At 67.0% G+C, this 25,419-nt stretch carries 27 protein-coding genes; 24 read left to right on the top strand and 3 right to left on the bottom strand.

The features are described 5' to 3' along the window. Positions 1–33 precede the first annotated feature (33 nt). The 7 genes from HYG77_RS08135 (at position 34) to HYG77_RS08105 (ending at position 7,354) form a co-directional block, all read left to right on the top strand. The gene (locus tag HYG77_RS08135; RefSeq protein WP_208962370.1) at positions 34–861 is read left to right on the top strand and encodes an alpha/beta hydrolase; all 828 of its coding nucleotides are present in this window, start codon (positions 34–36) and stop codon (positions 859–861) included. Positions 862–904: 43 nt separating this feature from the next. Beyond that, the gene (gene mshA, locus HYG77_RS08130) at positions 905–2,257 is read left to right on the top strand and encodes a D-inositol-3-phosphate glycosyltransferase (RefSeq protein ID WP_208963318.1); all 1,353 of its coding nucleotides are present in this window, start codon (positions 905–907) and stop codon (positions 2,255–2,257) included. After that, positions 2,254–2,745, top strand: coding sequence for a YbjN domain-containing protein (locus HYG77_RS08125; RefSeq protein ID WP_109327811.1), 492 nt, complete (start codon positions 2,254–2,256; stop codon positions 2,743–2,745). Before mshA ends, HYG77_RS08125 begins: the two co-directional genes overlap by 4 nt. 148 nt (positions 2,746–2,893) lie before the next feature. Next, positions 2,894–4,483 (top strand): AMP-binding protein, encoded by a 1,590-nt coding sequence (locus HYG77_RS08120; RefSeq protein WP_208962369.1) that lies wholly within the window; start codon positions 2,894–2,896, stop codon positions 4,481–4,483. A gap of 71 nt (positions 4,484–4,554) precedes the next feature. Further along, on the top strand, positions 4,555–5,310 hold the full coding sequence (locus HYG77_RS08115; protein WP_204164889.1) for a phosphoglyceromutase: 756 nt from the start codon (positions 4,555–4,557) through the stop codon (positions 5,308–5,310). Between the two features lie 149 nt (positions 5,311–5,459). Then, positions 5,460–6,668 carry an ATP-binding protein gene (locus HYG77_RS08110; protein WP_109327817.1) on the top strand — a complete coding sequence of 403 codons (1,209 nt, stop codon included), beginning with the start codon at positions 5,460–5,462 and terminating at the stop codon, positions 6,666–6,668. Continuing rightward, the gene (locus tag HYG77_RS08105; protein ID WP_109327819.1) at positions 6,665–7,354 is read left to right on the top strand and encodes a response regulator transcription factor; all 690 of its coding nucleotides are present in this window, start codon (positions 6,665–6,667) and stop codon (positions 7,352–7,354) included. Before HYG77_RS08110 ends, HYG77_RS08105 begins: the two co-directional genes overlap by 4 nt. Before the next feature lie 7 nt (positions 7,355–7,361). Here HYG77_RS08105 and HYG77_RS08100 read toward each other — a convergent pair whose 3' ends face one another. Together HYG77_RS08100 and HYG77_RS08095 are read right to left on the bottom strand one after the other, a co-directional pair. Next, positions 7,362–7,706: a hypothetical protein gene (locus HYG77_RS08100; RefSeq protein ID WP_109327821.1), complete on the bottom strand. Its 345-nt coding sequence runs from the start codon at positions 7,704–7,706 to the stop codon at positions 7,362–7,364. Positions 7,707–7,803: 97 nt separating this feature from the next. After that, positions 7,804–8,589, bottom strand: a complete 786-nt coding sequence (locus HYG77_RS08095) for a hypothetical protein (RefSeq protein WP_109327823.1) — start codon at positions 8,587–8,589, stop codon at positions 7,804–7,806. A 66-nt stretch (positions 8,590–8,655) separates the two neighbouring features. On the opposite strand from HYG77_RS08095, the gene HYG77_RS08090 reads away from it, so the two are divergent. The 10 genes from HYG77_RS08090 (at position 8,656) to HYG77_RS08045 (ending at position 17,196) form a co-directional block, all read left to right on the top strand. Further along, on the top strand, positions 8,656–9,609 hold the full coding sequence (locus HYG77_RS08090) for a Ppx/GppA phosphatase family protein (RefSeq protein WP_109327825.1): 954 nt from the start codon (positions 8,656–8,658) through the stop codon (positions 9,607–9,609). Then, a complete protein-coding gene (locus HYG77_RS08085; protein WP_208962368.1) occupies positions 9,606–10,895 on the top strand; it encodes a hypothetical protein in 1,290 nt (429 codons plus the stop codon). Before HYG77_RS08090 ends, HYG77_RS08085 begins: the two co-directional genes overlap by 4 nt. A gap of 7 nt (positions 10,896–10,902) precedes the next feature. Then, complete coding sequence (locus HYG77_RS08080; RefSeq protein WP_159920275.1) at positions 10,903–11,844, top strand: sugar phosphate isomerase/epimerase; 942 nt, start codon at positions 10,903–10,905, stop codon at positions 11,842–11,844. 110 nt (positions 11,845–11,954) lie between these two features. Further along, complete coding sequence (locus HYG77_RS08075; RefSeq protein ID WP_109327831.1) at positions 11,955–12,587, top strand: MerR family transcriptional regulator; 633 nt, start codon at positions 11,955–11,957, stop codon at positions 12,585–12,587. Beyond that, positions 12,584–13,426 (top strand): thioesterase family protein, encoded by an 843-nt coding sequence (locus HYG77_RS08070; protein WP_109327833.1) that lies wholly within the window; start codon positions 12,584–12,586, stop codon positions 13,424–13,426. Before HYG77_RS08075 ends, HYG77_RS08070 begins: the two co-directional genes overlap by 4 nt. A gap of 36 nt (positions 13,427–13,462) precedes the next feature. Next, a complete protein-coding gene (proC, locus tag HYG77_RS08065; protein ID WP_159920281.1) occupies positions 13,463–14,278 on the top strand; it encodes a pyrroline-5-carboxylate reductase in 816 nt (271 codons plus the stop codon). A 124-nt stretch (positions 14,279–14,402) separates the two neighbouring features. After that, entirely contained in the window at positions 14,403–14,639 is a 237-nt protein-coding gene (locus HYG77_RS08060) for a helix-turn-helix domain-containing protein (protein WP_109327837.1), read from the top strand. 194 nt (positions 14,640–14,833) lie between these two features. Further along, positions 14,834–14,935 carry an AURKAIP1/COX24 domain-containing protein gene (locus HYG77_RS08055; protein WP_003402602.1) on the top strand — a complete coding sequence of 34 codons (102 nt, stop codon included), beginning with the start codon at positions 14,834–14,836 and terminating at the stop codon, positions 14,933–14,935. Positions 14,936–15,097: 162 nt separating this feature from the next. Beyond that, positions 15,098–16,174 carry an NAD-dependent epimerase/dehydratase family protein gene (locus HYG77_RS08050; protein ID WP_201453527.1) on the top strand — a complete coding sequence of 359 codons (1,077 nt, stop codon included), beginning with the start codon at positions 15,098–15,100 and terminating at the stop codon, positions 16,172–16,174. Further along, positions 16,171–17,196: a lysophospholipid acyltransferase family protein gene (locus HYG77_RS08045; protein ID WP_159920283.1), complete on the top strand. Its 1,026-nt coding sequence runs from the start codon at positions 16,171–16,173 to the stop codon at positions 17,194–17,196. The genes HYG77_RS08050 and HYG77_RS08045 overlap by 4 nt, the downstream gene beginning before the upstream one ends. 46 nt (positions 17,197–17,242) lie before the next feature. On the opposite strand, the gene HYG77_RS08040 is transcribed toward HYG77_RS08045, so the two are convergent. Next, positions 17,243–18,220 carry an HAD-IB family hydrolase gene (locus HYG77_RS08040; protein ID WP_109327843.1) on the bottom strand — a complete coding sequence of 326 codons (978 nt, stop codon included), beginning with the start codon at positions 18,218–18,220 and terminating at the stop codon, positions 17,243–17,245. A 179-nt stretch (positions 18,221–18,399) separates the two neighbouring features. On the opposite strand from HYG77_RS08040, the gene HYG77_RS08035 reads away from it, so the two are divergent. From HYG77_RS08035 to HYG77_RS08005, 7 genes are all read left to right on the top strand, one after another. Beyond that, on the top strand, positions 18,400–18,660 hold the full coding sequence (locus tag HYG77_RS08035) for a glutaredoxin family protein (RefSeq protein WP_109327845.1): 261 nt from the start codon (positions 18,400–18,402) through the stop codon (positions 18,658–18,660). Between the two features lie 140 nt (positions 18,661–18,800). Continuing rightward, the gene (locus HYG77_RS08030; protein ID WP_208962367.1) at positions 18,801–19,670 is read left to right on the top strand and encodes a redox-sensing transcriptional repressor Rex; all 870 of its coding nucleotides are present in this window, start codon (positions 18,801–18,803) and stop codon (positions 19,668–19,670) included. Then, a complete protein-coding gene (locus HYG77_RS08025; RefSeq protein ID WP_109327849.1) occupies positions 19,667–21,088 on the top strand; it encodes a glutamyl-tRNA reductase in 1,422 nt (473 codons plus the stop codon). Before HYG77_RS08030 ends, HYG77_RS08025 begins: the two co-directional genes overlap by 4 nt. Beyond that, positions 21,085–22,050, top strand: a complete 966-nt coding sequence (gene hemC / locus HYG77_RS08020; protein WP_109327851.1) for a hydroxymethylbilane synthase — start codon at positions 21,085–21,087, stop codon at positions 22,048–22,050. The genes HYG77_RS08025 and hemC overlap by 4 nt, the downstream gene beginning before the upstream one ends. Before the next feature lie 75 nt (positions 22,051–22,125). Continuing rightward, entirely contained in the window at positions 22,126–23,691 is a 1,566-nt protein-coding gene (locus tag HYG77_RS08015) for a bifunctional uroporphyrinogen-III C-methyltransferase/uroporphyrinogen-III synthase (RefSeq protein WP_109327853.1), read from the top strand. 78 nt (positions 23,692–23,769) lie between these two features. After that, positions 23,770–24,747 (top strand): porphobilinogen synthase, encoded by a 978-nt coding sequence (gene hemB, locus HYG77_RS08010; RefSeq protein ID WP_208962366.1) that lies wholly within the window; start codon positions 23,770–23,772, stop codon positions 24,745–24,747. Positions 24,748–24,784: 37 nt separating this feature from the next. Continuing rightward, positions 24,785–25,408, top strand: a complete 624-nt coding sequence (locus HYG77_RS08005; protein WP_208962365.1) for a hypothetical protein — start codon at positions 24,785–24,787, stop codon at positions 25,406–25,408. Positions 25,409–25,419 lie beyond the last annotated feature (11 nt).

Raw genomic sequence — 25,419 nt, 5'->3', positions numbered from 1 at the left:
CCCGGCAGGGCGGCGGCCCCCTAGGGTGGCCGCATGGCTATTCGTGAAACCTTCGGCGTCGACGGAACGCCGCTCGTCTACTCGGTCACCGGCGCCCAGGACGCGCGCCCCCTCGTCCTGCTGCACGGCTGGGCGCAGTCCTCGAAGTGCTGGGGCACCGAGGTGCTGGACGAACTGGCGGCCCGGTACCGGGTGATCGCTCCCGATCTACGCGGGCACGGGTATTCGGGCGTGCCCACCACCGGATACGACGACTCCGCGGTCTGGGCCGGAGACGTGCGCGCGGTCCTTGCCGCCGAAGACGTCACATCCGGGGCCGTCCTCCTCGGATGGTCGTACGGTGGGCTCGTCATCTGCGATTATCTCGCCACGCACGGGAGCGCCGCGGTCGACGGGGTTGTGCTCGTCGGTGCGATCACCAGCATCGGCCGGGGGGAGAAGGGCGGCAAAGTCGGCCCAGCGATGCGGGAAGCGGTTCCCGGCGCGATGTCGGAAGAGCCGCGCGTCGCCATTCGCGCGCTCGGCGCGTTCGGGACCGCCCTCACCGGCCCGCCCGAAGGGAAGGGCGCGCAGTCGCAGGCGCTGTTCGGCGCGAGCCTCAGCACCCCGCCGCGGGTACGTGCGGCCCTCTTCGACCGCGCTGCGAGCCACGACGACCTGCTGCGGCGGCTCGACGTCCCTGTTCTGGTGATCCACGGCACCGAGGACTCCGTCGTGGACGTCGCGGCAGGCAGGCACGCCGCCGACCTCGTGCCGAACGCGCAGGCGTCGTTCTGGGACGGCTGCGACCACGGACCGTTCGTCGAGGATCCGGCCCGGTTCGTCAAAGAGATCGGCGAGTTCGTCGGCAACCTCGATTAGAAGCCCCGCCGAGCGAGGGGGCAGTATGGAGTTCGTGACGCCCATGTACAACGACCTCGGCGGGCTCGGCCGGGGTGCGCGCCCCCGCAGGGTGGCCGTGCTTTCGGTCCACACCTCACCGTTGGCGCAGCCGGGTACCGGCGATGCGGGCGGAATGAACGTGTACGTCCTGCAGACCGCCATGCAGATGGCCCGGCGCGGGGTCGAGGTGGAGATTTTCACCAGGGCCACGTCGTCCGCTGATCAGGCGGTGCAGGAGGCGGCACCCGGCGTGCTGGTCCGCAACGTGGTGGCCGGCCCGTTCGAGGGACTGGACAAGCAGGATCTGCCCACGCAGCTCTGCGCGTTCGTTGCGGGTGTTCTCCGCGAGGAGGCGCGCCACGAACCGGGCTACTACGACGTCGTGCACTCGCATTACTGGCTGTCCGGTCAGGTCGGCTGGCTCGCCCGCGACCGGTGGGGCGTCCCGCTCGTCCACACCGCGCACACGCTTGCCGCGGTGAAGAACGCGTCGCTCGCCGAGGGCGACACCCCCGAGCCTGCCGCTCGCCAGATCGGCGAACAGCAGGTCGTTGCCGAGTCGGACCGTCTCGTCGCCAATACCGCCGAAGAGTCCGAGCAACTGGCCCGGCATTACGGCGCCGACCCGAGCCGGATCGATGTCGTGGCCCCCGGAGCCGACCTCACGCGGTACCGGCCCGGCGACAAGGGTGCGGCCCGGCGCGCGCTCGGCATCGACCCCCGCGAGACCGTGGTGACCTTCGTCGGCCGCATCCAGCCACTCAAGGCCCCCGATGTGCTGCTGAGTGCCGCCGCAGAACTCATCGCCCGCGATCCCGAGTCGGGCCTGCGGGTCCTCGTCGTCGGTGGTCCGTCCGGTACCGGGCTGGCCCGACCCCACGCACTGATCGAACTCGCCTCCTCTCTGGGTATCGCGGCCCACGTCACCTTCCTTCCCCCGCAGGCACCCGACAGACTCGCCGACGTGTACCGCGCATCCGATCTCGTTGCGGTACCCAGTTATTCGGAATCATTCGGTCTGGTCGCCATCGAGGCGCAGGCCTGCGGCACCCCGGTGATCGCCGCGAACGTAGGCGGCCTCGGTGTCGCGGTACGCAACGGCGAGACCGGACTGCTCGTGGACGGGCACCGCACAGGGGACTGGGCGACGGCGTTGCACTCGCTCGTGTCCGATCCCCGGCGGCTGGCTGCACTGGCCGCCGAGGCGCCGCGACATGCCGAGAATTTCTCGTGGGAGCACACCGCGGACGGGCTTCTCGAGAGTTACCGGAAAGCGACAGTCAACTACAACTACGGAATCGGGCCGAGCGAGTTCTCCCCGCGCCGCGGACGCGGATTGTGGAAACTGCGCCGGGTCGGGGGAGTGCGCGCATGAGCGATCTTGCCGAAGTCATCGAGTCTGCCCTTACCGAGCGTGAGATGGAGTTCACCAGGAAGGACTCGACGCATTTCATCGTCGAGTTGCCGGGTGAGCGCAAGTTGAAGACCACCACCCTGCTGACCGTCGGCACGCATGGTGTTCGGGTGGAGGCGTTCGTGTGCCGCAAACCCGACGAGAACTTCGAGGGCGTGTACAAGTTCCTGTTGCGCCGCAATCGTCGGCTGTACTCGGTGGCATACACGCTGGACAAGATCGGCGACATCTATCTGGTCGGGCAGCTTGCCGGCCATGCCGTGAACGAGGACGAACTGGACCGCGTGCTCGGGCAGGTCCTCGAGGCAGCGGACGGCGATTTCAACACCCTCCTGGAGCTGGGATTCGCCAGCTCGATCAAGCGGGAATGGGACTGGCGGGTCTCCCGTGGGGAGTCGCTCGCCAACCTCAAACCGTTCGAGCATCTGATCGACGACACGGAGGAATGAGGTCTCGACAACTGCCCGCGGCACCGAATTACGCGCGGGTAGAGTTGCTGCACCTGTGACTGTCATCACAGGATAGGTACATGTTTCTGACTTTCACAGAAACTTGTGTCGACAACTGCTGCTGCAACATTTCGAGGGAGAGGCCCCAGTGAGCTTCAAGAGCCCGTTTCCGGACGTCGAGATTCCGAACCTCAGCGTCTACGACTTCCTCTTCGGCCAGGTCGATGCGGCCGAGGGGGATCGGCCGGCGCTGATCGACGGCGCTTCCGGTGCGGTCACCACCTATCAGGGGTTGATCGCCCAGATCAACGGGGTCGCGGGGGCGCTCGCCGCCCGCGGGCTGGCCGTCGGTGAGGTGGCGGCGTTGCATTCGCCGAATGTGCCGGCGTTCGCGTCGGTGTTCCACGGGATCCTGCGGGCCGGTGGGGTCGCGACCACGATCAACGCGTTGTACACCGCCGAGGACATCGCCAAGCAGCTCACCGACTCGAAGGCGAAGTTCCTGTTCACCGTCTCCCCGCTGCTGCCGCAGGCGAAGGCCGCGGCCGCGCAGGTCGGGATCCCGGCCGCGCACGTGATCGTGTTGGACGGCGCGGACGGGCACCCGTCACTGAAGGACCTGCTGGCCGAGGGGGCGCCGGCGCCGGAGGTGTCGTTCGACCCGGCGACCCAGCTGGCGGTGCTGCCGTATTCGTCGGGCACCACCGGCCGGCCGAAGGGGGTGATGCTCACCCACCGCAACCTGGTGGCGAATGTGTGCCAGATCGACCGGCCGATCGGGATCGGTGCCGACGACAAGCTCCTGGCGGTGTTGCCGTTCTTCCACATCTACGGGATGACGGTGCTGCTCAACGCCGCCCTGCGTAAGCGGGCCGCGCTGGTGACGATGCCGAAGTTCGACCTGGTCGAGTTCTTGACGGTCGTCGCGGAGCAGAGGTGCACGTATGTGTTCATCGCCCCGCCGGTGGCGGTGGCGTTGGCCAAGCATCCGCTGATCGATCAGTACGACCTGTCGAGTGTGCATTCGATCTTCTCCGGGGCCGCCCCGCTGGATCAGGAACTGGGTAAGGCGGTGGCGAACCGGCTCGGGTGTCGGGTGCGGCAGGGGTACGGGATGTCGGAGATGAGCCCGGTCTCGCATGTCATTCCGTTCGACCGGGACGATATTGCGCTGGACTCGGTGGGTCCGAGCATCGCGAACATGGAATGCAAGCTGGTCGATCCCGGGACCGGGGCGGAGATCGAGCAGCCGGTCGAGGGGGTCAGCGCGGCGGGGGAATTGTGGTGCAAGGGCCCGAATATCATGGCCGGGTATCTCGGGAACGACGAGGCGACCGCGGAAACCCTGGATGCGGACGGGTATCTGCATACCGGGGACATCGCGACGGTCGATTCGGAGGGGGTGGTGACGATCGTGGACCGGATGAAGGAGTTGATCAAGTACAAGGGTTATCAGGTGCCGCCCGCCGAGTTGGAGGCGTTGCTGTTGACGCATCCGCAGATCGCCGACGCCGCGGTGATCGGGGTGCTCGACGAGGAGGGTGAGGAAGTGCCCAAGGCGTTCGTGGTCCGGCAGCCCGGTGCCGACCTGGACGAGGACGCGGTAATCGCGTTCGTCGCCGAGAAGGTCTCCCCGCACAAAAAGGTCCGCAAGGTCGAGTTCATCGACCTGGTGCCGAAATCCGCCGCCGGCAAGATCCTCCGCAAGGACCTACGCGCCGCCGAGGCTGCGAAGTAGGCACTCCCGGCCGGCCTGTGGGCGGGCGGTAGAGGGGTTCAGGACGCAAGGGTTCCGGGACGCATGCCAGGATGAACGGCATGAGTACCGGAACCCTTGTGCTGCTCCGTCACGGCGAGAGCGAATGGAATGCACTCAACTTGTTCACCGGCTGGGTGGACGTTCACCTGACCGATAAGGGCATCGCCGAGGGCAAGCGCGCCGGCGAACTGCTCCGCGAGCACGACCTGCTTCCCGACGTGTCGTACACGTCGCTGCTGCGCCGGGCGATCAGCACGGCCAACATCGCGCTCGACGCAGCCGATCGGCACTGGATTCCGGTGGTGCGCGACTGGCGTCTCAACGAACGCCACTACGGCGCCCTTCAAGGGCGCAACAAGGCTCAGGTGAAGGACAAGTACGGCGACGAGCAGTTCATGCTGTGGCGCCGCAGCTACGACACCCCGCCGCCGCCGATCGACGCGGGTAGCGAATACAGCCAGGACGCCGACGCCCGGTACGCGGGACTCGACGAGGTACCCCTCACCGAGTGCCTCCTCGACGTCGTCAAGCGCCTCATCCCGTACTGGGAAGACACGATCTCCGCCGACCTGCTGGCGGGCAAGACCGTCCTCGTCACCGCCCACGGCAACTCGCTCCGAGCCCTGGTCAAGCACCTCGACGGCATCTCCGACGACGCCATCGCCGGGCTCAACATTCCGACAGGGATCCCGCTGCGTTACGACCTGGACGAGAATCTGACACCCCTCAACCCGGGTGGTACCTACCTCGATCCCGAAGCGGCGGCCGCGGGCGCTGCCGCGGTGGCGAATCAGGGCGGTAAGTAGTCCGTGTGGGCCGGCCGGGTGCCCCGTGCGAGGGCACTCGGCCAACAACGGGTGAACGACGGGCGAAGAGTGCGGTTCCGACGTGTGACGTGCACGGAAATGGCTGAACCCTGCATCACCAGCGGTTCCCGCGAACGTACGATTCAGGCGTGAGCGTTGTTCAAGGCGTACTGCTTGCCGTCATGGGCGGCTTCGTCGGTTACCTGATCGGTGGTGTGCTGATTCCCATGCTGTCGACACGGCACTCGCAGCGGATGGCGGAGCAATCCGGGCTGACCATGTCGCAAGTGCTCGACCTGATCGTTCTGGCGTCGGAAAGCGGCATCGCCGTGGTAGACCAGTTCCACGACGTGGTCCTGTTCAACCCTCGCGCCGAGGAACTCGGCCTGGTCCGCAACCGGCTCGTCGACGACCGCGCCTGGGTGGCGGCTCTGCGCGTCCTCGAGACCGGTGAGCCCGTAGAAGTCGATCTCAGCGCGAAGGCCCCCCAGCGGGGACGTGACCGGATCGCTGTGCGGGGTACCGCACGGCTGCTCAGCAAGGAAGACCACAAATTCGTGGTCCTGTTCGCCGACGACGATTCCGAACAGGTGCGGATGGAGGCGACCCGCCGCGACTTCGTCGCCAACGTCAGCCACGAACTGAAAACCCCGGTCGGGGCCATGGGACTGCTCGCCGAGGCACTTCTGGAGTCGGCGGACGACCCGGAGTCGGTGCGACATTTCGGGGAGCGGGTGCTCCACGAATCGGTCCGCCTCGGCAAAATGGTCACCGAACTGATCGCGCTGTCCCGGCTGCAGGGCGCCGAGAAGCTCCCCGACCTCGAGGCAGTGTCGGTCGACGAGGTTGTGGACGAGGCCCTGCAACGGTGCAAGATCTCTGCGGAGGCGGCCGGCATCTCCGTCACCACCGACCATCCCAGCGGTTTCGAAGTGCTCGGTGACCGCGCACTGCTGGTCACCGCCCTCACCAACCTGGTGCAGAACGCCATTGCTTACTCACCGAAGCGGACACCGGTGTCGGTGAGCCGCTCGATGCGGGGCGCCAACGTCGCGATCTCGGTCACCGACCGCGGCGAAGGGATCGCCAAAGCCGACCAGGAACGGGTGTTCGAGCGCTTCTTCCGCGTCGACAAGGCCCGGGCACGGGCGACCGGCGGCACGGGACTCGGACTCGCCATCGTCAAGCACGTCGCCGCCAACCACAACGGATCCATCGAATTGTGGAGCAAGCCCGGAACAGGTTCGACGTTTACCCTGCAAATACCTGCACACATCGAGACAGTAGATCCGAACGGCGGGGACGCCGACGGCGGAAACGTCGGAAAGAGAGAAATCGGTATGGAGGCCAAGCGATGACAAGTGTGCTGATCGTGGAAGACGAGGAATCCCTGGCCGACCCGTTGGCATTCCTGTTACGCAAGGAAGGGTTCGAGACGACCGTCGTCGGCGACGGACCCTCGGCCCTTGCCGAGTTCGATCGTTCCGGTGCGGACATCGTCCTCCTCGACCTCATGCTTCCGGGTATGAGCGGCACGGACGTGTGCAAGCAGTTACGCAGCCGATCCGGTGTTCCCGTCATCATGGTGACGGCGCGCGACAGCGAAATCGACAAGGTGGTCGGACTCGAACTCGGAGCCGACGACTACGTGACCAAGCCGTACTCCGCGCGGGAACTGATCGCCCGGATCCGCGCGGTGCTGCGCCGCGGCGTCGACAACGACCTCGACGTGGCGCAGGACTCGGCGGTCCTCGAGGCCGGCCCGGTCCGCATGGACGTCGAACGTCACGTGGTGCAGGTCAACGGAGAGGCGGTCACCCTGCCGCTCAAGGAATTCGACCTGCTCGAGTACCTGTTGCGGAACTCGGGCCGGGTGCTCACGCGGGGTCAGCTGATCGACCGCGTGTGGGGTGCCGATTACGTCGGCGACACCAAAACCCTGGACGTCCACGTCAAGCGTCTCCGCTCGAAGATCGAAACGGACCCGGCCAAGCCCGAGCACCTGGTGACCGTGCGCGGCCTCGGCTACAAGCTCGAGGCCTGAGCCGACCTCAGAACGGGTTGTAGACGTAGACGGGCCGGAACGGGGCGAACATCACCTGCGTGATGGCGTGCTCGCGCGCCTGGTCGTCGAACTGACGGCACGACACGGCGACATAATGTCCGTCGCCCTTGCACTCGATGACGCGGGACGTGCCGAAGGGGCTCAACACGATGGCCTTGTCGCCCCTGTCGCCGAATGCGCCGGGGTCGAGCGGTGCGACGAAGTTCGCGGTCTTGTCGTGATAGGTGTTCCAGCCGTACGGGTCGTCGGCAGGGTTCGCGGCGGCGACCGGGGCGAGGGTCAGTGCGGCGGCGGCGGTCAACAGGGCAGCGGACAGAATTCGAGCAAGCATGTTCTCTCCCATCGTGGCTGTGCCCGCGAACGGGCCGTGTCGTGGCTGTGCCCGCAAGCGGGCCGTGCCTGGGAAATCGACCGCTGGGTCCGATCCGTTACCGGGCCGGGTTCCGTTGCGCGATAGAGGTGGCGGGATGGACGGCGATGAGACCCAGGCCTGCCCGGCGAGCACACAACTTCGCCAATTCGGCGTAAGCGGCCTTACCGAGGAGTTCCGCCAGTTCGGGCGCATACGACTGCCACACCGCCTTGGCGCCGACATGGGCGTCGGGTGAGCCGGAGCAGTACCAGGCGAGGTCCTCGCCGCCCTCGCCCCAGCCGCGCCGGTCGTACTCGGTGATCGTCGTCTTGAGTATCTGCTCGCCGTCCGGGCGTTCGACCCATTCCTGGGTGCGGCGGATCGGGAGCTGCCAGCACACGTCCGGCTTCACTTCGAGGGGCTCGATCCCTCGCTTCAACGCCATCGAGTGCAAGGCACACCCGACGCCGCCCGCGAATCCGGGGCGGTTGAGGAAGATGCACGCGCCTTTGTATCGGCGGGTGCGCAGTGCGGGCTCGTCCTCGAGGTCGTCTTCTTCGACGTAGCCCTTCTTGCCGAGACCCTTGTCCATGAACTGCCAATCCTCGGGTGTGAGCAGCTTCACCGACTCGTTCAGCTTCTCGAGATCCTCATCGTCGGACAGGAAGGCCCCGTGCGAACAGCAACCGTCATCGGGCCGGTCCTCGAGGATTCCCTGACACGCCGGCGTGCCGAACACGCAGGTCCAGTGGGAGAGCAGCCACGTCATGTCGGCAGCGATGATGTGCTCGGCGTTGTCCGGATCGGGAAATTCGACCCACTCGCGAGCGAAATCGAGGGGAACTTCGGGGCTGGGCGTCATCTTGTGGGAACGCCCTGCTTTACCTGCTGTCACAAAGCCCGACGGTAGACCCAGTACCGTGTCAATGTGCGACTAGGGGTACTCGACGTCGGAAGCAACACCGTCCATCTGCTCGTAGTGGACGCCCACAGGGGCGGCCACCCCACACCGATGAGCTCCACCAAGTCGACATTGCGGCTGGCGGAGAACACGGACGAACTCGGTGACATCACAGCCGCGGGCGCAGACCGCCTGGTGGCGACGGTCGCCGACTTCGCAGCAATAGCGAAGACCTCGGGCTGCGGCGAGCTGATGGCCTTCGCCACCTCGGCCGTGCGTGACGCGAAAAACTCGGATGCCGTTCTCGGCCGCGTACATGTCGAGACCGGGGTGAGACTCGAAGTGCTGTCCGGCGTCGACGAAGCGCGGCTGACTTTCCTCGCCGTGCGCCGCTGGTACGGATGGAGCGCGGGGCGCATCCTCAACATCGACATCGGTGGCGGATCCCTCGAACTGACGAGCGGGGGCGACGAGGACCCGGACGTCGCGCTGTCGTTACAGCTCGGGGCGGGCCGCCTCACTCGTGATTGGCTCGAGGCCGATCCGCCGGGGAAGCGCAGGGTCGCGGTGCTGCGCGACTGGCTCGACGCCGAACTCACGGTCCCGTCGAAGGAGCTGCGGGCGGCTGGGGAATGGGATCGTGCCGTCGGCACGTCGAAAACTTTCCGGTCCCTGGCCCGTCTCACGGGCGCCGCGCCGTCCGGTGCCGGTCCCCGGGTGAAGCGCACGCTCACCTCGAGCGGTCTCAGGCAACTCATAGCTTTCATTTCGCGGATGACGGCGTCGGACCGTGCAGAATTAGAGGGAGTGAGCTCCGACCGGTCGCAGCAGATCGTCGCCGGAGCACTCGTCGCGGAGGCCAGCATGAGAGCTCTCGGGGTAGAAGAATTGGAAATCTGCCCCTGGGCTCTGCGGGAGGGTCTGATCCTCCGAAAGCTCGACACGGAAATGGGCGGTGAATTGATGGTGGGTGCTCGATGACCGAGGACAGTCAGCAGATCTCTGTTTCAGAACTGCTCAAACGCAATGGGCAGCAAGTGGAGTCCCGTGGGGGAAGACGTCGTCGCGGCGTCAAGGGCGGAATCTCCGTTGCCGAGCTGACCGGTGAGATCCCGGTCGTCCGGGATTCATCCGAGTCGCGGGCACTCGATTCCGAGCCGGAGCCCGAATCTGCGTCCGAGCCCGAACGTAAGCCCGAGCCCGAACGTAAGCCCGAGCCCAAACCTGCGGCGACGCCCACGCGGGCCACCCCGCGGTCGGTGACGGCAGATGAGCGCACTGCCGCATTCAAGGCGCCGTTCGACGATGACGACGATGACGAGCCCATCGCCAGTCGCCCTGCCGCCCGTCGCCCCGCCGCCGGTCGCAATGGCGCCTCCGCCACGGGAACATCACGTGATCATCAGGGCGCCTGGGTGAGTCGGTCCGTCACGCAGGAGCGCCCGAAGCCGGCCGCCCCACCTGTCGCGCCGGCGGCCGCCGAACCCGCTTCGGTGACGAAAACGCCGGAACCGGCACCCACCGTCGCCGCACCCCGCGTGCAGCCGGCTCCCGCCGCTAAACCTGCCCCCGCCGCCAAGCCTGGCCCCGCCGCGAATCAGGCTTCTACCGCCAAGCCGGCCCCGGAGGCGAAGCCGCAGGCGGAGGCAAAGGCCGTCCCGAACGGCGCGCCGGCGCCAGGCGGGACCGGCATGCTCGTCAAGACACCGAAGAAGCCCGAGACCGCACCCCAGAACAAGGGGACTGAGCAGTCGGGAACACAGCAGGAGCCCGGGCTGCTGTCCGGCTCGACGCTTGCCGGCGACCTGATGCGGCAGTCGCGCGACGCGGATGCCGCGAAGGCCGGTGAGGACACCGAGTTGATCGCCGCCGCCACCGACGAGGCGCCGGAGGCGGAAACCGAGCACGCCGACACTCCACGTCGCTCGCGTAAAGAGGCGAAAGCGGAAGCCGCCAGAGCTGCCAAGGCCGCGAAGGACGTCGACGGCGCCGAGCAGGAGAGTAGTGCCGCCCGCGAGTGGGCGGTTCTGGCGGGTCAGGGTGTGATCGCGGTGATCGCCGGCGCTCTGTTGTTCAAGGGCTTCGAGAAGCTGTGGGACGTATTCCCGTGGGTCGCGTTGATCCTCGCCTTGCTCGTCATCGTCGGATTGGTGGCTATGGTGCGCATCCTGCGCCGCACCGACGACATCACCAGCTTCGTGATCGCCGTCGTGGTCGGAATGATCGTCACTCTGGGGCCGCTCGCCTTCATGCTTGCGTCGGGCTGAGTTGCTCATGGTCGGGGACAGTGGGTACGTACAGGCGCGGCAGACACCGCGCGGGCGCAAGGTTCTGGTCGGGCTGTCGACGGCGTCGGTATATCCGGAAAACACTGAGGCGGCCTTCCGATACGCGGCGGAACTGGGGTACGACGGCGTCGAGTTGATGGTGTGGGCGGAGTCGGTGAGCCAGGACATCGGTGCCGTGGCCGCACTGGTTCGCAAGTATGCGATGCCGGTTCAGGCGATTCACACCCCCTGTCTGCTGATCTCGCAGCGAGTGTGGGGCGCCGACCCGGTGGCGAAGCTCGACCGTTCGGTGCGCACCGCGGAGGCGTTGGGCGCGACGAGCGTCGTGGTGCATCCACCGTTCCGCTGGCAACGCCGGTATGCGGAGGGGTTCAGCGACCAGGTCGCCGCGCTGGAGGAGCGCAGCGACGTGATCGTCGCAGTGGAGAACATGTTCCCGATGCGGGCGGACGGCTTCTTCGGAAGCAAGGAACGTTCGGCCGAGCGGCTTCGTCGTCGCGGCGGCCCAGGTGCCGCGTTGTCGGCGTTCAGTCCTTCCTACGACCCCACTGATTCCGGCCATGCCCACTACACGCTCGATCTCTCGCACACCGCCACTGCGGGTATGGACGCGATGAAGCTGGCGGAGCGGATGGGGTCGGGGCTGGCGCATCTGCACCTCGCCGACGGCCGGGGAGCCTCGATGGACGAACACCTCATTCCCGGGCACGGCGGACAGCCGTGCGCAGAGGTATGCCGTCACCTCGTCGACTCCGGCTTCGAGGGACAGGCTGTGATCGAGATCAACACTCAGAACGCGCGGACCCGGCGCGAGCGGGCGTCGATGCTCGGTCAGGCGCTGGCCTTCGCCAGGGAACACCTCGGGACGGGCCGTGCCACCTCCGGTTCGGCACGTAGCCGCCCCGGCGGCGATCACGACGACACCTGACCTGAACCGCGGGCGATGAGGCCATTCCTGCTGCGGTAAGCTGACACCACCATTGGATAGCTGGAGTATCCAACGATGGAGTCCCTGATCGAGTCGCGGTAGGAGGCACCGTGCGCGTGTCGGAACTGGTTGCCTGTACCGGCGTTCCCCTGGCGACCGTGAAGTACTACCTGCGCGAGGGTCTGCTGATGCCGGGCGAGGCGACGAGTGCGACTCAGGCCAGGTACGGCGAAGAACACGTTCGGCGCCTCGGGCTGGTGAAGGCACTCGCCGGGGCCGGACTCCCGATCCCTCGGATCCGGAAGGTCCTCCAGCTCATCGACCACCCCGACGGCTCGCTGTTCGAGGTGCTCGGCCAGGCGATCGGTCAACTTCCGCCCTACCTCGACATTCCGGCCGATCCCGGTGACTATCCGCGAGCGCGCGCCGTGCTCGAGAAACTCGGGCAAATCTACGACCCCAGGTACGTGGCGGTCGCGCAACTCGAACGCGCGCTCGAGGCCTTGGAAGATGCGGGTATCCCGATGACCGAGGAGCGCCTCGACGCCTACGGGCGGCACATTCGCGGTATCGCCGAGGTGGACATCGGGCTCATGCCCACCGGCTCGGCAGAGGACGCTGTGCGCTGTGCGGTACTCGGGACTGCGATCTACGAACCGGTGATCGCCGCGATGCGCCGACTCGCCCATCAGGACATTGCCCAGAATTTCTTTCAGAAAACCGATGAACAGGACGCTTCGTGAGCTCTGCACCCTTCCGCGACCTCAACGCCCTCACCCCCGGCGGTGACGGCACGTTCCAGGCGCACATCGACCCCATCTGGACCATCGGCCCGAAGGTGCATGGCGGCTCCATGATGTCGCTGTGCGCGGCGGCCGCACGCGCCCGCCTGGTCGACGACGGCGGTGCAGGCGATCTCGCCCGGGTTCAGCCACTCGCAGTGGGGGCCAACTACCTGGCCGCTCCCGACCCCGGCGAGGTCACCCTCTCGACCACGGTGCGCAAGCGGGGCAAGCAGGTGTCGTTCGTCGACGTCGAGCTCCGGCAGGGCGACCGGGTCGCCGTCCATGCGTCGGTCACGCTGGGTGTTCCCGACGCGGGTGAGCCTCACTACAGCGTCGATCATGCGCTGGCCCAGCTTCCAGTGGAGCCGCCCGCCGACGCGGTAATACTCACGCCCGACCACCCGATGGGCCAAATCGTGCACGTGGCTCAGGGATGCGACATGCGCGTCGACGGCACGTCCGCCCACTTCCTCGCCGGCAACCAGGGCGAGCCGGAGGTGCGCATGTGGGTCCGACCGCGTGCCGACGACGAGAACGACCCCGACACCGCCGCACTGTTCGCCATCATGACGGGCGACATCAGTGCACCCGTGACGATGAACCGCGGAATGTTCGGGTGGGCACCCACTGTGCAGCTCACCACCTATCTGCGCAGGCAGCCCGCACCGGGGTGGCTCCGCGTGATGGCCAGCAGCACGGTGCTCGGCAGTGCGTGGTTCGAAGAGGACCACACGGTCCTCGACTCGACCGGTGCAATCGTCGTGCAAAGCCGTCAGCTGGCCATGATCCCCCGCTAGAAACACGCCGCCACGGGTCGTGGCAGGCTGTCCGGCATGACGAGAATTGCGGTTATCGGAGGCGGCCGGATCGGTGAGGCGCTCATCTCGGGCCTCCTGCAATCAGGACACGCGGTGAAGGATCTCGTGGTGGCCGAGCAGCATCCACCGCGGGCTGCCGAACTGGCAGCCGAGTACTCCGTGTGTGTGAGCAGTCCGCAGGACGCCGCCGAGGGAGCCGACGTCATCGTGGTGGCCGTCAAGCCCGGTGACGTCGAGTCCGCGCTCACGGCGGTGTCGAAGGCCGACCTCGACGGTGAGCGTGAACAGATTCTCGTGTCCCTGGCGGCGGGCATTCCCACCTCGTACTACGAGAAGCGCCTGCCTGCCGGGTTCCCCGTCGTCCGGGTCATGCCGAACACGCCGATGCTGGTAGGGGAGGGCGTCAGCGTGCTCGCTCCCGGCCGCCATGTGAAGAAGGACCACCTCGACCTGGTGCGTGGGGTGTTGTCTGCCGTGGGCAAGGTCGTGACGGTGCCGGAGTCGCAGATCGACGCGGTCACTGCCGTCTCCGGGTCCGGGCCCGCCTACTTCTTCCTCGTCGCCGAGGCGATGATCGACGCCGGTGTGGGTCTCGGGCTGACCCGCGCGACGGCGTCCGAGCTGGTCGTGCAGACGATGGTCGGTGCCGCAGCCATGCTCGACCAGTCGGGGGAAAGCACGACGGAACTCCGCGCGGCGGTCACCTCGCCCGGTGGAACCACTGCTGCCGCGATCCGTCAGCTGGAAAAGAACGGTCTCCGATCGGCGTTCTACGACGCGCTGGAGGCGGCGAAATCGAGATCGGCCGAGCTCGGCACTTCTACCGAATGATATTCGATTGCCCACACCCGTCGCAGTAACCCCATCCGTCCCGCTAAGCTCGAAGTAGCACGTGCGTGTCTGTTCCGCCGGAGGGGAAGCCGGCGGCGCGAGACGTGCCGGAGGTAAGTGTTTGATGACGTCTGGAAAAAAGCCGTCGAAGGGTTCAGCCCAAGACGGACAACCGGCCCTGGCCGGAACGCAATTTCTCACAGTCGCCGAGGTAGCGACGCTGATGAGAGTGTCCAAGATGACTGTGTATCGGTTGGTGCACAGCGGCGAACTGCCTGCCGTCCGGGTGGGCCGTTCGTTCAGAGTGCATGCGAAAGCTGTGCACGACTACCTCGAAACCTCGTACTTCGATGCCGGTTGACCGATCGGCACGAAGAGGGTGACCTCGGTTTCTCCCGGGCGAACCTCACCGGTACGATTAGCGACTGTCGTACCAGCCAGCTGGTGTCGTAAGGCGCTGAGCTAGTTAAAACGAGGCCCAGGCGCCAGAGAGGCGCAGGCGTACGTGACCGGCGTGCGCAGGAACGCTAGAGAAGAACGTGAGGGACACCCGCTATGGGTTCAGTGATCAAGAAGCGACGTAAGCGCATGTCGAAGAAGAAGCACCGTAAGCTGCTTCGCCGCACCCGAGTGCAGCGCAGGAAACTCGGTAAGTAAAGAGACACGACGCGATGCCCGCCACCTCGAGTGGCGGGCATTTCGTCGTTTCGGACGGGTCGACTTCTGGGCGACCGACCAAATGTCGTTGTGCGAAGCGCTATCCGCCCGCTGCACGTATCGTTGACCTCACTCGCTACGTGATCGGGGGTTCTAGTGGTTGTGAGTGACGATGGCAGCTCTGAGCGTACGGCGCCGCCGCGCGTCGCGCTGGTCACCGGCGCGAGCCGGTTCCTCGGGGGATACCTCGTCACCAGGCTGGCACAGAACCCGGATATCGAGCGGGTCATCGCGGTAGACGCGGTGTCGCCGAGCAAAGACATGCTGCGGAGAATGGGCCGCGCCGAGTTCGTGCGCGCCGACATCCGCAATCCGCTGATCGGCAAAGTGATCCGCAACGCCGGGGTCGACACGGTAGTGCATGCCTCCACTCTGGCCCGACCGCCGAAAGCGGGCAGCCGGGCGGCGATGAAGGACATGAACGTCATCGGCGCCATGCAATTGTTCGCGGTCTGCCAGAAGGCGCCCACGGTGCGGAAGGTGGTACTGCGCTCGGCGTCCGTCGTCTACGGCAGCACCGCCCAGGACCCGGCGAAGTTCACCGAGGAGATGAGCGCGCGCCGCCGCCCCGGCGGCGCCTACGCACGGGACTGCATCGAGATCGAGGGCTACCTGCGCGGCATGGGACGCCGGCGTCCCGACATCGCGGTGTCCATCCTGCGCCTCGCTCCGCTGGTCGGTCCCCGCCTCAACGCGACGGTCGCGCGGTACCTGACGTCGCCGCTGGTACCGACCATCCTGGGTCGCGACGCACGCCTGCAGGTACTGCACGAAGAGGACGCCCTCGCGGCTCTGGAACGCGCAACCGTGTCGGGTCCGGCCGGAACGTTCAATGTGGCAGGCGACGGTGTCGTCATGTTGTCGCAGGCGATCCGCCGGGCCGGACGTGTCGAGGTGCCGATGCCGTTCAGTCTGTTTCGCAACGTCGGCCGTGCGCTGATGGGGCCGGTCATGCGGTCGTATTCCAACGAGCAGCTCGAGTACTTCCACTTCGGTTGCGGACTGGACACCACGCGCATGCGAACCGAATTATCCTTCGAGCCACGGTGGACCACGATGCAGGCGCTCGACGACTTCGCACGCGCCGCCGGGGTCACCGCCATCATCAAGAACGAATGGATCGACGCAGCAGAGAACGCTCTACTCGCTCTGACCGGTACGGCGAAAGGGGAGAGGTGAACGAAGTGGCGAAGGTCATTCCGTTGCACGGTGCATCAACCGCGCGCGGGGCTGCACTGGGACGTTCGAGGCGCGAGCAGAGCGAGAGCCGACATCCGTCCGCAATGCCCCCACCGGCCGTGATCAGCCCGCCGGAGCCCCAGCCCGACACCGGATCGTCGGCGGTCGACGCCGTCCGACGGGTCCTTGCCGATCAGATCGTCAACACCGCGGAGTTCGTGCGCCGCCGCCTGTCGGGCGACTATCACGTCGACGACTTCGGCTACGACCCGCACTTCGCCGAGAATGTGTGGCTGCCGATACTGCGGCCCCTGTTCGACAAGTGGTTCCGCGTCGAGGTCAGTGGTCTGGAGAACATTCCGTCGACCGGTGGCGCCCTGGTGGTGGCCAATCATGCCGGTGTCCTTCCCCTGGACGGCCTGATGACCTCGGTCGCCGTGCACGACCACCACCCCGCTCATCGGCCGCTGCGCATGCTGGCGGCCGATATTGCGTTCGAGATGCCCGTGGTCGGTGACCTCGCCCGTAAGGCCGGGCACACCCTGGCGTGCAACCCCGACGCTGTTCGCCTGCTGCAAACCGGTCAGGTCGCGGCCGTGTTCCCCGAAGGCTTCAAAGGGATCGGCAAACCGTTCAGTGAGCGCTACAAGCTGCAGAGATTCGGTCGCGGTGGTTTCGTGTCCGCCGCCATGCGGACCGGGGCACCGATCATCCCGTGCTCGATCGTCGGTTCCGAGGAAATTTATCCGAAGATCGGCGACCTCGGAACGCTCGCCCGCTTACTCGGCATGCCCTATTTCCCGGTGACACCACTCTTTCCGCATTTCGGGCCGCTCGGGCTGGTTCCGCTGCCGTCCAAGTGGTACATCGAGTTCGGCAAGCCCATCGTCACCGATACCTACGACGCGTCGGCCGCCGACGACCCCATGGAGCTGTTCGAGGTCACCGACCACGTTCGCGAGACCATCCAGCAGACGCTCTATCGGCTCCTCGCGAAGAGGCGCAACGTCTTCCTGGGCTGACACCGACACGTCGTAGCCGGGGTCGATACGCGGCGCAGTGAAGGGTTCAGACCGCGTGCTCGCGGCGGCGGGCGACCGCGGCCGCCAGCGCGCCGCCGGCCGCGCCGAGCAGCAATGCGGTGGGAACGCCGATCTTGGCGGCCTTGCGGCCGGTGCGGAAGTCCCGGATCTCCCAGCCCCGGTTCTTGGCCAGCTCGCGCAGGTCGGTGTCCGGATTGATGGCGACGGCCGTGCCGACGAGCGAGAGCATGGGCACGTCGTTGTGGCTGTCCGAGTAGGCGGTGCAGCGTTTGAGGTTGAGGCCCTCGCGGACGGCCAGCGCACGCACCGCGTGGGCCTTGCCGAGGCCGTGCAGGATGTCGCCGACCAGACGTCCGGTGAACACGCCGTCCTCGCTTTCGGCGACGGTGCCGAGGGCCCCGGTCAGGCCCAGCCGCTTCGCGATCACCTGGGCCAGTTCCACGGGAGTGGCCGTCACCAGCCACACCTGTTGTCCGGCGTCGAGATGCATCTGCGCGAGTGCCCGGGTACCGGCCCAGATCTTGTCGGCGATCACTTCGTCGTAGATCTCCTCGCCGAGCCGGGCGAGTTCGGCGGTGGACCGACCGGCCACGAATGAGAGGGCCTTCTCCCGGCCGGAGGCGACGTCGACGCTGCTCTCCTTGCCGGTCACGCGGAACTTGATCTGCTTCCACGCGAAGTCCAGGAGGTCGGCGGACTTCAAGTACTTCCTGGCGGCTAGTCCGCGGGCGAAGTGGATGATCGACGCACCCTGGACCATCGTATTGTCGACGTCGAAGAAGGCCGCGGCGGTCAGGTCCAGGGGGACCTGTGGCTCTTCGGTCTCTGGGCCGGCTTCGTGGAGGGCCAGCGCGGCGTCGGCACTGGCCTCGCCCGCAACGTTTGCACGTACCTCGGCCTCGCTCGGGCCCAGCGGATTCCTGAACTGCCGACGGCCCGGAAGGATCATCCCCGCCAGTCCTGAACCGAAACCCGAGCCGTTCGGTAGTGATCGCGCAGGCACTCGCACCTCCCCTATCGCTGAAGCCTCTGGACGCAGCCTATCCCTCGGTTCCGACCCTGGGCGGGCGGATGGCTGCGTGCACCGAATCGTGTGACGTTCATCTCCGAGCCGGGTGGCGTTACCGGCCCCGGAAACGGCACAGTGAGTCCCGCAGAGGTGGCGAAAGGAAAGTATCCGACATGAGTACCAGCGAACACGTGGTGACGCTTCTCACGCGGGCGGGCTGCGGGGCGTGCACGCCGGCGCGCGAGCAGTTGCTGATTCTGTGCGAGGAGTTCGGGCTGGAACTGACGTGCATAGACGTCGACGAGGCGGCTTCCACGGACCCGGAACTGCGGGCGGAATTCGGTGATCGATTGCCGGTCGTCCTGCTCGACGGACGTGAGCACAGTTACTGGGAGGTCGATGAAGAGCGCCTCCGATCGGATTTGCGCAAGTAAGGCGACCCTAAAACTGCGAACTCCGGATGCTGTGCAGGTAGGAGTGCATGTCGCGCAGTCGCAGCGACTTTGTGCATGGGTTCACAAGCAGTTACCGTGGTGTGAACAATTCCCCGGAGCATCGTGGAGAACGGCAGCGAATGCCGGTCGGACGAGGAGCCAACGACGTGACCGAAACGCACCAGACGCATGGGTCTGTGGCCCATGGCGTCACGGGCGCAGTCGGTCCGTCCGCCGTCGAGTCACCAGCCCCCGGATCGCCGCTCCCCGAATCGCGGGACATCCCCCAGGCTACGGTCACGCGGCTGGCGACGTACCTGCGGGTCCTCGGAATGCTGGCGGACCGCGGCACGATCATCGTCTCGAGTGAGGAACTCGCCGCCGCTTCCGGTGTGGGTTCGGCCAAGCTCCGCAAGGACCTGTCTTTCCTCGGCCCCAACGGGGTGCGGGGGGTCGGCTACGACGTGACGCGGCTGCGGGCACGCATCGAACGAGCACTCGGTCTGGACCGCGGGCACAAGGTGGTCCTCGTCGGTGTCGGAAACCTCGGCCAGGCCCTCGCGGGTTACGGCGGTTTCGGACGCCGCGGATTTTCGATGGTGGGTCTGTTCGACAGCGATCCGGCTCGTGTCGGCACCCCGGTAGGCGACCTCGTGGTGCGCCACGTCGACGAACTCGAACAGGCCTGCGCCGAACTCGAAGCCACCATCGGCGTCATCTCGACTCCGGACGAGGCCGCGCAGGACGTGTGCGACCGCCTCGTCGGCGCCGGGCTGCGGTGCATCCTCAGCTTTTCGCCGACCGCACTCGACGTCCCGGACCACGTCGAGATGCGCCGCGTCGACCTTGCGGTCGAGATGCAGGTCCTCTCGTTCAACAGCGCACGCAACACCGAGTCGGCTCCTGGCGCTCGGGCCGCGGACGTCGTACCCACGGCTCCGCGCGTGCGCATCGGACATTCGGCTGTCCCGTCCACCGCACCAAGAAACGGATCAGTGATCGCGCCGTGAGTGTTCTGCTTGTCGGGGTCTCGCACCGGACGGCTCCCGTGCCGGTTCTCGAGCGGGTTGCTGTCACCGACACCGATCGACCGAAGCTGACGGACAAGCTTCTGGCGTCGACGCACATCTCGGAAGCGATGATCGTCTCGACCTGCAACCGGGTGGAGATCTACGCCGTCGTCGACGCGTTCCACGGTGCGCTCACCGAGGTCGGTGAACTTCTGGCGGATCATTCCGGGCTCGACCTCACCGACCTGCACCGTCACGCCTATGTGCGGTACAGCGAGGCGGCTGCGGAGCACCTGTTCGCGGTGGCCAGCGGACTCGATTCGATGGTGATCGGCGAACAGCAGATTCTCGGTCAGATCCGGACCGCCTACGCGTCCTCGGACGCCCAGCAGGCCGCCGGACGCACGTTGCACGAGCTCGCCCAGCAGGCGTTACGCGTGGGCAAGCGGGTTCACGCGGAGACGGGAATCGACTCGGCCGGCGCGTCGGTCGTCTCGGTGGCGCTCGACCGCGCCGCCGGCGTCATCGGCGCCGGTGGGCTCAGCGGCCGTACCGCAGTGGTCGTCGGTGCCGGCTCGATGGGCGGGCTCTCGGTCGCATACCTCACCCGTGCGGGCATCGGCCGAATTCTCGTCGTCAACCGCACCGCGGAGCGGGCCGAGCACCTGGCCGACACGGCCCGGTCGGGCGGTGTCGAAGCGGAGGCGTTCGAGCTCGGTCACCTGCCCACGGCGATGGCGCAGGCGGATGTGCTCGTGACCTGTACCGGCGCGGTCGGTGCCGTCGTCACACTCGCGGATACGCACCGTGCGCTGGCTCAGCCCGACCGCGACCCCGAACGTCCACTCGTCATCTGCGACCTCGGTCTGCCCCGCGACGTCGAGCACGCGGTCTCGGGACTGCCCGGGGTCACCGTGCTCGACATGGAGTCGCTGCAGCGCGACCCCGCCGCAGGGGCGGCCGCATCGGATGCCGACGCCGCCCGGGCCATCGTGGCGAGTGAGCTCGCCCAGTATCTCGCCGGGCAGCGGCTGGCGGAGGTGACGCCGACCGTCACCGCCCTGCGTCAGCGCGCCGCGGACGTCGTCGAAGCCGAGTTGCTGAGGCTCGATTCCCGGCTCCCCGGGCTCGACGACCCCGAGCGCGACGAGGTGGCACGCACCGTCCGCCGAGTGGTCGACAAGCTGCTGCACGCTCCGACAGTGCGGGTGAAACAGCTGGCGTCGGCGCCGGGTGGCGACTCGTACGCCGCCGCGCTACGCGAACTGTTCGAGCTGAGCCCCGGATCCGTCGAGGCGGTGGCAAAGCCGACCGACCTCGGTGCCATCGACATCACCGACGGATTCATCGCGGGCCAGGACCCCCGTCTGCGCCGTTTCGTCGCGGGCGACAACCAAGGGAAGGAATCGCAGGCATGAGCGCCGTCGGCACCCGCACCCTGCGGATCGGTACCCGCGGAAGCGAACTCGCCACCACCCAGGCCGGCACCGTGCGTGACGCACTGATCTCCGCCGGACACGAAGCCGAACTCGTCATCATCAAGACCAAGGGCGATCAGTCCATGGAGTCGGTGGAGAAGATCGGCGTCGGTGTCTTCACCGCGGAACTTCGGGAAGCGCTGGTCGACGGCCGCGTCGACGTGGCTGTTCACTCGTACAAAGATCTGCCGACCGCCCGGGACGAACGGTTCACCATTGCCGCGATTCCGCCGCGCGAGGACCCGCGTGATGCGCTGGTCGCCCGCGACGGACTTGTTCTCGGTGAACTTCCGGTCGGGTCGAAGGTCGGTACGTCGGCGCCGCGCCGCACCTCGCAACTGCGGGCACTCGGCCTCGGTCTCGACATCCGTCCTCTGCGCGGCAACCTGCAGCGTCGGCTCGGCAAGGTGGAGTCGGGCGAGCTCGATGCCGTCATCCTGGCGCGGGCGGGGTTGGCGCGTATCGGCCGACTGGACCTGATCACCGAGTCCCTCGAACCCGTCCAGATGCTGCCTGCACCTGCCCAGGGTGCGTTGGCTGTGGAATGCCTGTCCGGCAACACCGCGCTCGTGTCGATCCTGGCCGAGCTCGACGACCCGAACAGCCGCGCCGCCGTCACCGCGGAACGTGCCCTCCTCGCCGAACTCGAGGCCGGATGCACCGCACCTGTGGGAGCAATCGCGGAAGTCGTCGAATCACTCGACGACGACGGCCGCAGCTTCGACGAACTCTCCGTCCGGGGTTGCGCAGCAGCCATCGACGGTTCGGACGTCATACGCACGGGGGCAGTGGGCTCCCCGGACAACGCCGAAGAACTCGGCCGCTCGGTCGCACGGGAACTCCTCGAACTCGGGGCCCGCGAGCTGATGAACGTCACCGAGGCCGGTGATGCCGATGTTTGATGTGCGAAGGCCGACCGATCGGCCGGCCCGCCCCCTGTACCCATCTCGACACATGATCGCACTGGAGAATTACCGATGAGCCGAGTCCGAAAGAACACCCCCGGACGGATCCTGTTCGTGGGATCCGGACCGGGCGATCCGGCCCTGCTCACTGTGCACGCACGGGACGTCCTTGCCGCAGCGACGCTGGCCTTCACCGACCCCGACGTCGACAAGGGCGTCACCGTCCTGGTCGGCACCGACCTGGGCGTCGACGCGGAAACCGGTGAGCCGCTCGCCGAGGTCCGCCCGGCTCTCGGTGAACCGGCCGAGGTCGCGAAGACCCTCGTGCACGAGGCCCGCAACGGCCACGACGTCGTCCGCCTCGTGTCCGGTGACCCGCTGACTACCGATTCGGTGATCGCCGAGGTCGCGGCAGTGGCGCGCACTCAGGTGCAGTTCGAGGTCCTGCCCGGACTCCCTGCCGCGTCCGCTGTGCCGTCGTACGCCGGCATGGCGCTGGGCTCGGGACACACCGAGGCCGACGTCCGCGGTGAGGTCGACTGGGCGGCGCTGGCCGCGGCGCCCGGACCGCTGGTGCTGCACGCCACGTCGGGGCACCTGGCCGAGACGGCGAGCGCGCTCGTCGAACACGGTCTTGCTCCGCAGACCCCGGCCGCGATCACCGTTCGCGGCACCACCCGGCAGCAGCGCACGGTCGAGGCCACCCTCGCCACCCTCAACGAGGCCGGTTCCGAACTGGTCGGCTCCCTCGTGGTGACGGTCGGCAAGGTCGTGGCCCAGCGCAGCAAGATGTCGTGGTGGGAATCGCGTGCCCTGTACGGCTGGAAGGTCCTCGTGCCCCGCACGAAGGATCAGGCCGGGGAGATGAGCGACCGCCTGGTCACCCACGGCGCCATCCCGATCGAGGTGCCGACCATCGCCGTGGAGCCGCCCCGCAGTCCCGCCCAGATGGAACGTTCCGTCAAGGGCCTGGTCGACGGCCGCTACCAGTGGGTGGTGTTCACCTCCACCAACGCGGTGCGTGCGGTGTGGGAGAAGTTCGAGGAGTTCGGGCTCGACGCCCGCGCGTTCTCCGGTGTCAAGATCGCCTGCATCGGCGAGGCCACGGCCGCCAAGGTCCGGTCATTCGGGATCAACCCCGAACTCGTGCCGTCCGGTGAGCAGTCGAGCGAGGGCCTGCTGGCCGAGTTCGCTCCGTACGACGACGTGTTCGACCCCGTCAACCGGGTTCTGTTGCCCCGCGCCGACATTGCCACCGAAACACTCGCCGAGGGTTTGCGTGAACGCGGCTGGGAAATCGACGATGTCACCGCCTACCGCACCGTCCGGGCCGCGCCGCCGCCGGCCGAGACCCGCGAGATGATCAAGACCGGTGGGTTCGACGCGGTCTGCTTCACCTCGTCGTCGACGGTCCGCAATCTCGTCGGTATCGCGGGAAAGCCGCATGCACGGACCCTCGTGGCCTGCATCGGTCCCAAGACCGCGGAAACCGCAGTGGAGTTCGGACTTCGCGTGGACGTACAGCCGGAGACCGCTCAGGTCGGCCCGCTGGTGGAGGCTCTTGCCGAGCACGCCGCGCGACTGCGCGCCGAGGGTGCACTGCCCCCGCCGCGCAAGAAGTCCCGCGCCCGGCGATAGGCGCTACGCGCCTGTGAGTGGTTGAGGAGTCCAGGCACTCGTCAACCACTCACAGGCCCGACGAAGGAGGGCCCTTCCGTGTTCCCGACCCACCGGCCGCGGCGATTGCGCCGCACACCGGCGTTGCGCAGACTCGTCGCCGAGACTTCGCTCGAGCCACGACATCTGGTTCTGCCGATGTTCGTGGCGGACGGCATCGACGAGCCGCGCGAGATTTCGTCGATGCCCGGTGTCTTCCAGCACACGCTCGCATCGCTGAGGTCGGCTGCCATCGAGGCTGTGGAGGCGGGTGTCGGTGGGCTGATGTTGTTCGGTGTGCCGCGTCCCGACGACAAGGACGCCGAGGGTTCCGGCGCCAGCGATCCGGAAGGCATCTTGAACCGTGGGTTGCGGTCCCTTGCAGAGGAACTCGGTGACGCGACCGTCATCATGGCGGACACGTGCCTGGACGAGTTCACGGAGCACGGTCACTGTGGGGTGCTGGACGACAACGGCGCGGTCGACAACGACCGGACGCTGCTCAGGTACGTGGACATGGCCGTCTCGCAGGCCGATGCCGGTGCCCACCTGCTCGGTCCGAGCGGGATGATGGACGGTCAGGTCGCCGCCATCCGGAAGGCGCTGGACGCCGCGGGTCACACCGAAGTCGGTCAGCTGGCGTACTCCGCGAAATACGCCTCCGCTTTCTACGGGCCGTTCCGTGAGGCTGTGGGCTCGTCCCTGCAGGGTGACCGGAGGACCTATCAGCAGGACTCGGCCAATCGGCGGGAGTCGCTGCGCGAAGTGGATCTCGATATCGAGGAAGGCGCCGACCTCGTCATGGTCAAGCCGGCGATGTCGTATCTGGACATTCTCCGCGACGTAGCGGACAGGTCACCGGTTCCCGTTGCGGCATACCAGATTTCGGGTGAGTACTCGATGATCACGGCGGCTGCGCAGAACGGCTGGATCGATCGGGACGCCGCCATCCTCGAATCGCTGACGAGCATCCGGCGGGCGGGCGCCGACATCGTTCTCACCTACTGGGCCACCGAAGCGGCGGGCTGGCTGGGATGAATGCGGCGCGGCGTCCGGTGACGGATACGGTGGTGCCATGACTTCGCAGTGGCCGCACACCCCGCCACACCAGACACCGCAACACCAGATTCCGCCACAACAGGCACCGCCGCAGGGTCCGGACCCGTACGGCGCCTATCCGCCGCCCGTGCCGCAGCCGAAGCCCGAGCGCCCCGCGCCGGTCGATGTGGGCACGGCGGCGCAACTGCTGTGGGTGGTGGCCGTGCTCGGTGTGATCCAGGCGGTGGCGGCGATGGTCCTGGTGGTTCGTGAGAAGTCGACTTTCGTCGACGAACTGATGACCAATTCCAGCGTGAAATCCGGCGAGGTCGCGATGACGCGGGAGAACGTGGAGATGCTCTTCTACGTAGGTATAGCCGTCACTGGAGTCGTCATTTTGCTCCTGACGGGCCTGTTCGTCCTTTTCGTCCATTTCATGCGGAAGGGCAGGAACTGGGCGAGAACCTTGCTGACGGTCGTGAGCGTCACGATGGTGGTCTGGACGGTGCCGGTGCTGTTCGGAATCGGATCGGACGGTAGTAGTATCGCGCTCGCCGTCGGAGGTGTGCAGATCCTGCAGGCTGTGGTGGCGGTGGGTGCCGTCGTGCTGATGCACCGGAAAGACTCGAACGGTTACTTCTCGAAGCTGCCCGCGTCGTAGCTCGAGTTTGA

Origin of the sequence: Rhodococcus sp. ZPP, from assembly GCF_017656075.1 — a bacterium.
Lineage (GTDB): Bacteria > Actinomycetota > Actinomycetes > Mycobacteriales > Mycobacteriaceae > Rhodococcus_F > Rhodococcus_F oxybenzonivorans.
This window is presented reverse-complemented; position numbering and strand designations above follow the sequence as displayed.

Bases quoted from the DNA above. Each gene is read 5' to 3' on its own strand.
- HYG77_RS08085 (WP_208962368.1), top strand. From the start codon at position 9,606: ATGACCGAGGACAGTCAGCAGATCTCTGTTTCAGAACTGCTCAAACGC.
- HYG77_RS08030 (WP_208962367.1), top strand. From the start codon at position 18,801: ATGCCGGTCGGACGAGGAGCCAACGACGTGACCGAAACGCACCAGACG.
- hemC (WP_109327851.1), top strand. From the start codon at position 21,085: ATGAGCGCCGTCGGCACCCGCACCCTGCGGATCGGTACCCGCGGAAGC.
- HYG77_RS08105 (WP_109327819.1), top strand. From the start codon at position 6,665: ATGACAAGTGTGCTGATCGTGGAAGACGAGGAATCCCTGGCCGACCCG.
- HYG77_RS08035 (WP_109327845.1), top strand. From the start codon at position 18,400: ATGAGTACCAGCGAACACGTGGTGACGCTTCTCACGCGGGCGGGCTGC.
- HYG77_RS08100 (WP_109327821.1), bottom strand. From the start codon at position 7,706: ATGCTTGCTCGAATTCTGTCCGCTGCCCTGTTGACCGCCGCCGCCGCA.
- HYG77_RS08005 (WP_208962365.1), top strand. From the start codon at position 24,785: ATGACTTCGCAGTGGCCGCACACCCCGCCACACCAGACACCGCAACAC.
- HYG77_RS08060 (WP_109327837.1), top strand. From the start codon at position 14,403: ATGACGTCTGGAAAAAAGCCGTCGAAGGGTTCAGCCCAAGACGGACAA.
- HYG77_RS08125 (WP_109327811.1), top strand. From the start codon at position 2,254: ATGAGCGATCTTGCCGAAGTCATCGAGTCTGCCCTTACCGAGCGTGAG.
- HYG77_RS08115 (WP_204164889.1), top strand. From the start codon at position 4,555: ATGAACGGCATGAGTACCGGAACCCTTGTGCTGCTCCGTCACGGCGAG.
- HYG77_RS08095 (WP_109327823.1), bottom strand. From the start codon at position 8,589: ATGACGCCCAGCCCCGAAGTTCCCCTCGATTTCGCTCGCGAGTGGGTC.
- HYG77_RS08080 (WP_159920275.1), top strand. From the start codon at position 10,903: ATGGTCGGGGACAGTGGGTACGTACAGGCGCGGCAGACACCGCGCGGG.
- HYG77_RS08055 (WP_003402602.1), top strand. From the start codon at position 14,834: ATGGGTTCAGTGATCAAGAAGCGACGTAAGCGCATGTCGAAGAAGAAG.
- proC (WP_159920281.1), top strand. From the start codon at position 13,463: ATGACGAGAATTGCGGTTATCGGAGGCGGCCGGATCGGTGAGGCGCTC.
- HYG77_RS08015 (WP_109327853.1), top strand. From the start codon at position 22,126: ATGAGCCGAGTCCGAAAGAACACCCCCGGACGGATCCTGTTCGTGGGA.
- HYG77_RS08135 (WP_208962370.1), top strand. From the start codon at position 34: ATGGCTATTCGTGAAACCTTCGGCGTCGACGGAACGCCGCTCGTCTAC.
- mshA (WP_208963318.1), top strand. From the start codon at position 905: ATGTACAACGACCTCGGCGGGCTCGGCCGGGGTGCGCGCCCCCGCAGG.